This is a genomic window from Bacillus sp. FSL K6-1145 (assembly GCF_038003425.1).
GTDB classification, from domain to species: Bacteria; Bacillota; Bacilli; order Bacillales; family Bacillaceae; genus Bacillus; species Bacillus pumilus.
In genome coordinates this window covers 3,681,338-3,687,785 of record NZ_JBBOPC010000001.1, presented here as the reverse complement: position 1 = coordinate 3,687,785, position 6,448 = coordinate 3,681,338, and the positions used below count along the sequence as shown (strand labels likewise).

6 protein-coding genes are annotated in these 6,448 nt (G+C 38.7%); all 6 read left to right on the top strand.

Annotated elements, in window-relative coordinates; translation table 11 throughout:
• Positions 1-620: 620 nt before the first annotated feature.
• The 6 genes from rpmH to mnmG all read left to right on the top strand — a co-directional run bounded on the left by rpmH (position 621) and on the right by mnmG (position 6,440).
• The gene (gene rpmH, locus MHH41_RS18720) at positions 621-755 is read left to right on the top strand and encodes a 50S ribosomal protein L34 (protein ID WP_008360908.1); all 135 of its coding nucleotides are present in this window, start codon (positions 621-623) and stop codon (positions 753-755) included.
• 78 nt (positions 756-833) lie between these two features.
• The gene (gene rnpA / locus MHH41_RS18715; protein WP_003214983.1) at positions 834-1,193 is read left to right on the top strand and encodes a ribonuclease P protein component; all 360 of its coding nucleotides are present in this window, start codon (positions 834-836) and stop codon (positions 1,191-1,193) included.
• 158 nt (positions 1,194-1,351) lie between these two features.
• Positions 1,352-2,134 carry a YidC family membrane integrase SpoIIIJ gene (gene spoIIIJ / locus MHH41_RS18710; protein WP_095117972.1) on the top strand — a complete coding sequence of 261 codons (783 nt, stop codon included), beginning with the start codon at positions 1,352-1,354 and terminating at the stop codon, positions 2,132-2,134.
• The gene (gene jag / locus MHH41_RS18705) at positions 2,131-2,754 is read left to right on the top strand and encodes an RNA-binding cell elongation regulator Jag/EloR (RefSeq protein WP_003215074.1); all 624 of its coding nucleotides are present in this window, start codon (positions 2,131-2,133) and stop codon (positions 2,752-2,754) included. Before spoIIIJ ends, jag begins: the two co-directional genes overlap by 4 nt.
• Positions 2,755-3,156: 402 nt before the next feature.
• Positions 3,157-4,536, top strand: coding sequence for a tRNA uridine-5-carboxymethylaminomethyl(34) synthesis GTPase MnmE (gene mnmE / locus MHH41_RS18700; protein ID WP_253621942.1), 1,380 nt, complete (start codon positions 3,157-3,159; stop codon positions 4,534-4,536).
• Positions 4,537-4,553: 17 nt separating this feature from the next.
• Entirely contained in the window at positions 4,554-6,440 is a 1,887-nt protein-coding gene (mnmG, locus tag MHH41_RS18695; RefSeq protein WP_340866656.1) for a tRNA uridine-5-carboxymethylaminomethyl(34) synthesis enzyme MnmG, read from the top strand.
• The last annotated feature ends 8 nt before the right edge of the window (positions 6,441-6,448 follow it).

The window sequence follows — 6,448 nt, the reverse complement described above, 5'->3', positions numbered from 1 at the left end:
AAGGCTTCTCCCCCCTCCTTTTCTTTTTAAAATGACCAGTATCAAACTGTTATAGAACACGAAAAAGAGCAAATGGTCATCACCATTCGTGCACATACATTGTTGAAAACAAATAATATAGTAGAAAAACGTCTTTTCGACAAATTACACAGCCTGTGGATAAACAATTCAACAACCTGTGTAATATCTTTCCACAGCTTATCCACAGATTGTGGATAACGCAAATAGGTCAGATAAGTAATTAAGAGTTAAAACACAAATATAATATCAAAATAAACGAGATGGTGCAATGGGTGTCACAAACTTATCCACACACTTTACATCCTGTTGAAAAATAATTATCCACATCGGTTATTTGTGTGAAAAAAATGTCGATAATGGATGTGGATAGTCTAAATATGCCGGAAAAATATCCACACCCTTGTTTTGGAGGCTTTTTAGGAGGAAAAAAAGAATAAAATGTTGGAAACTGAAAAAGAAGGTTTCTTCGTTTGATAAATTATGTTATGCTTATAAGGTTGATAATAAGAGTTTTATCATTGATATTGACAATCGATGGGTTACACAAATATAATGAGTTAGACTGTCTTAAACAGCTATTCCTCAGGGAGGTGTCATAAATGAAAAGAACGTTTCAACCAAATAACCGTAAGCGTAGTAAAGTTCATGGCTTCCGCAGCCGTATGAGTTCTAAAAACGGACGTCTAGTTTTAAAGCGACGCCGCAGCAAAGGTAGAAAAAAATTATCAGCTTAGGCCACTGAATAATGTCAGTGGTCTTTTTTACATAAAATCGTAATTGAACTGTCAGTTTTTATCGGAGTGGAAGAAAACATGAAGAAGCGAAACAGGCTAAAAAAAAATGAAGAGTTTCAAAAGGTGTTCAAAAAAGGTCAATCAATGGCGAACCGCCAATTCGTTATTTACCAGCTGGATCAACCAAATCAAGATGAACTGCGTTTAGGATTGTCTGTCAGTAAGAAGATTGGTAATGCAGTGATGAGAAATCGTATTAAACGACTGATCCGCCAGGTGTTTTTAGAGGAAGGTCATAAGTTAAAGCAAGAAAAAGACTACATTGTCATTGCAAGAAAACCAGCAAGTGAATTGACCTTTGAAGAAACAAAAAAGTCTCTCCAACATTTATTTAGAAAATCCGCTGTTTATCAACAACAACCGAAAAAGTCTTCGTAATAGAAACTTTCGTTGAATCAATTTTTAAAAGCGCTTCCTTCATCTAGTGAATTAAAATGAAACCACCACTTTGTAATGAAAAAATGTTACCATACTGATTAGGTGAGTCACTTTCGTAATCAATTCCAACTTAAATAAAGTTTGAAGTAATGGGAGGAATCTTGTTGAAAAGGCGATTATTACTAATATTTAGCTTGATTGGCGCATTGGTTCTATTGGCAGGATGTACACAGATTAATGAACCAATCACATCAGATAGTAAGGGATTCTGGAACTCATATATTGTTTACCCGCTATCTCAATTAATCACGTACATGGCAAATTTGACTGGTGAAAACTACGGGGTTGCGATCATTATTGTGACACTGTTAATCCGTTTGCTCATTTTACCATTAATGATTAAGCAGTTAAGAAGTACAAAAGCAATGCAAGCATTGCAGCCTGAATTGAAAAAACTTCGTGAAAAATATAGCTCTAAAGATCAAAAAACTCAGCAGCAGCTTCAGCAGGAAACAATGGCCCTTTTCCAAAAGAATGGCGTCAATCCATTGGCTGGCTGTTTCCCAATTTTAATTCAGATGCCAATCCTAATCGGTTTTTATCATGCGATTATGAGAACAGCAGAAATTAAAAAGCATACATTCTTATGGTTTGACTTAGGCAGTCCAGATCCATTGTTCCTATTACCGATCATTGCGGGGGTAGCTACTTTCATTCAGCAAAAACTGATGATGGCTGGAAATCCTTCGGACAACCCTCAAATGGCGATCATGCTGTGGGTTATGCCGATTATGATCATTGTATTTGCTATTAGTTTCCCAGCAGCACTTTCATTGTACTGGGTTGTAGGTAACATTTTCATGATCATCCAAACATTAGTGATTAAAACTCCTCAAGTAAAATTAGATACAAAAGAAAAAGCTGGCGGGAATAAAAAATGAAGGAAATAACTGCTGTCGGTCGCACAATCGAAGAAGCAGTAGATTCCGGACTTAAACAAATGCAGCTTCTAAAAGAAGAAGTAGATATCACAATAGTTGATGAAGGAAATAAAGGGTTCTTAGGATTATTTGGCAAAAGACAAGCTGTAGTCAAATTGATAGAAAAGAGAAATGCTCTTAAATTAGCTACACAGTATTTAGATAATATTGTTAAATCAATTGATCCTAAAGCGAAGATTGTTTCCAAACAGGAACCGAAAAAGATTTCTTTCCACATTGATGGAGATAAAACGTCATTAATGATTGGAAAAAGAGGTCAAACTTTGTACTCTTTAGAAACCTTGGTACAGTTAGTGTTTAATCGCTATTCTGATCAGTATCATCATATTACCATTGATATTGGAGATTATAGGAAGAAGCGACAAGAAGCACTTGAACAATATGCCGTCAAGACAGCAAACAAAGTTTTAAAAACGAAGAGAAAGGTTCATTTAGAACCAATGCCTTCGAACGAACGAAAAGTAATTCATGATACGATCGCTGCTTTTTCTAAAGAACTAGCAACGGCATCGGAAGATACAGGCAGCAAGCGTCATGTTGTGGTGCTGTATAAAAAATAACAGAAAGGCTAGAATTCAGCAAAGCTGGATTTTAGTCTTTTTTTATTGAAAAATTGTGTTTCTATAGAAGATTCATCCTTTATTTCTAAAAAGTTAGGGTGTAATTTGAGTGGAAAATGCCATTTTCACAAGTAAACAAAGGCATCGGGGCGTTTAAATTTATTGGGTTTCGGTGTAAGATGTGAAGATAAGTTGAGAACGTCGTTATTCACATGTGGATAAGTTAAGTGTTAAAATAGATAGGATGCCAAGCTGTGGATAATTAGATGGAGGATACTTTCACTTCGCTTTCATTTATGGTATCTTTAAATTTTGGATTAAGCGTTTTTGATATAGAGATGGACAACGTCCATTTAATAGATAAAAGACTGTCTATTAAGTAGAGAAAGAGGTGATTGAGCGATGGATACAATTGCAGCCATTTCGACACCGATGGGTGAAGGAGCAATTGCGATTATTCGTTTAAGTGGGCCTGAAGCGGTACAGATCGCTGATCGGATGTATAAAGGGCCTAAGGAGAAAAAACTTGTATCAGTGGATTCTCATACCATTCATTATGGTCATATCGTGGATTCAAAGACTGATCAAGTAATAGAAGAGGTCATGGTGTCAGTACTTCGAGCGCCAAAAACATTTACGAGAGAAGACGTTATTGAGATTAACTGCCATGGCGGAATTGTAACGGTCAATAAAGTATTGCAGCTTGCTTTAAGAGAAGGAGCAAGATTAGCGGAGCCAGGTGAGTTCACAAAGCGTGCTTTCTTAAATGGAAGAATAGATCTATCGCAAGCAGAGGCTGTCATGGATTTGATTCGGGCAAAGACGGATCGTGCGATGAATGTAGCAATCACTCAAATGGAGGGACGACTCTCCGGTTTGGTTCAGCGACTGCGCGGCGAGATCCTAGAAACACTGGCGCATATTGAAGTCAATATTGACTACCCAGAGTATGACGATGTTGAAGAAATGACACATCGCGTTTTAGTGGAAAAAGCGACATCGGTCAAAAAAGAAATTGAGTCGCTGCTCTCGACCTCTCAGCAGGGGAAAATCCTTCGAGAGGGCTTATCCACTGTAATTATAGGAAGGCCGAATGTTGGAAAGTCTTCCTTGCTGAATAGCCTTGTACAGGAAACAAAGGCGATTGTCACAGATATTCCTGGAACTACGAGAGATGTCATTGAGGAATATGTGAATGTAAGAGGTGTACCTCTCCGTCTTGTTGATACTGCGGGTATACGTGAGACAGAGGACATTGTTGAACGTATAGGGGTTGAACGATCTAGACAGGTCTTAAAAGAAGCTGACCTGATTTTACTTGTGCTCAATTATAGCGAAGAATTATCAGAAGAAGATATTAAGCTTTTTGAGGCTGTCTCAGGTATGGATATCATCGTAATTGTGAATAAGACAGACCTTGAGCCTAAGCTTGATGTAGAAAAGGTCAAGCAGTTAGCGAAGGATCGTCCGGTGGTCACTACATCATTATTACAAGAAAAGGGCATTGATGAGCTAGAAATGGCGATTCAATCACTGTTCTTCACTGGATCAATTGAAAGTGGAGATTTAACGTATGTAAGTAATACAAGGCATATTGCCTTACTTCAGGCAGCAAAACAATCAATTGAGGATGCTCTTGAAGGAATTGCAATGGACGTACCGATCGACATTGTTCAAATAGATTTAACACGCTGCTGGGAACAGCTCGGTGAAATTATAGGAGATGCTGTTCATGAAAGCTTGATTGATCAGTTATTCTCTCAATTCTGTTTAGGAAAGTAAAGGGAGGAACATAAGAAATGGGTTATGAAGCTGGCAATTATGACGTCATCGTCGTGGGTGCCGGTCATGCTGGGGTTGAGGCTGCTCTTGCTTCTGCAAGACAGGGCGCCAAAACACTTGTATTGACTATCAACCTCGATATGGTTGCTTTTATGCCATGTAATCCGTCCGTAGGCGGTCCTGCAAAAGGGATTGTCGTTAGAGAAATTGATGCACTGGGCGGAGAAATGGCACGAAATATAGATAAGACGCATATCCAAATGCGCATGCTGAATACGGGGAAAGGACCTGCTGTCCGTGCGTTAAGAGCGCAAGCAGATAAGTTCCAATATCAGCATGAAATGAAAAAAACAATGGAAAATGAACCGAACCTGACAATGCTTCAAGGGATGGTGGATCATTTAATTGTAGAAGATGATGAATGTAAAGGTGTCGTTACCCAAACAGGAGCAAACTATCGTGCGAAGTCTGTTGTATTAACGACTGGGACTTTCTTAAAAGGTCGCATTATTTTAGGGGATCTATCGTATTCAAGTGGTCCAAATAACCAGCAGCCATCCATCAAATTATCGGATCACCTAGCAGAGTTAGGATTCGATTTGGTTCGCTTTAAAACAGGAACACCTCCTCGAGTGAATAGTCACTCGATTGACTATAGTAAAACAGAAATTCAACCAGGTGATGACGTACCGCGGGCGTTTTCCTATGAAACGGTTGAATATATTACTGATCAACTGCCATGCTGGTTAACTTATACGAGTTTAGAAACACATCAAATTATTGATGAGAATCTTCACCGTTCTCCAATGTATTCAGGTATGATTAAAGGAACTGGTCCTAGATACTGCCCTTCCATTGAAGATAAAGTGGTTCGTTTCAATGACAAACCAAGACATCAAATTTTCTTAGAGCCAGAAGGTCGTAATACGCAGGAAGTGTATGTTCAAGGATTATCTACAAGTCTTCCAGAGGATGTACAGCAGCGCATGCTTTCCACCATCCCAGGGCTCGAAAATGTACAAATGATGAGAGCGGGTTATGCCATTGAGTATGATGCAATTGTGCCTACTCAGTTGTGGCCTACACTTGAGACGAAGAAAATTTCTGGATTATATACAGCCGGCCAAATTAATGGTACGTCAGGTTATGAGGAAGCAGCAGGTCAAGGGATTATGGCAGGTATTAATGCAGGAAGAAAAGCATTGGGTAAAGAAGAAGTCATTTTAAGCCGATCTGATGCATATATCGGTGTTCTCATTGATGACCTTGTCACAAAGGGAACAAATGAACCTTACCGTCTTTTGACATCCCGTGCAGAGTATCGTTTGCTTCTTCGTCATGACAATGCGGATTTAAGATTAACTGAACTTGGCTATCATATTGGATTAATTTCTCAAGAAAGATTCCAGGCATACCAGCAGAAAAAAGAAGCCATTGAAGCAGAGAAAAAACGTTTATATTCTGTCATCATTAAACCCACAGTAGAGACACAAGAATTTATTCGTTCACTTGGTGGAAGTGAGCTGAAGGACGGTATTCGTGCAAGTGATTTGATGAAGCGTCCAGAAATGAACTATGAATCTGTTGTGAGGTTAGCTCCTGCTGAAACACCGCTTCCTTCTGATGTGTGTGAGCAGGTAGAGATTCAAATTAAATACGAAGGTTATATTGAAAAGTCACTCCAACAAGTTGAAAAGCTGAAAAAGATGGAGAACAAAAAGATTCCTGATCGTATTGATTATGATGCCATCAAAGGGATTGCAACTGAAGCGAAACAAAAGCTGAAAGAAGTCCGACCGCTTTCTGTTGCACAGGCTTCTCGTATTTCAGGCGTTAACCCTGCTGATATTTCTATCCTTTTAGTATATTTAGAGCAGGGACGTATTGCGAAGATAGCAGAATAGAAAGGATG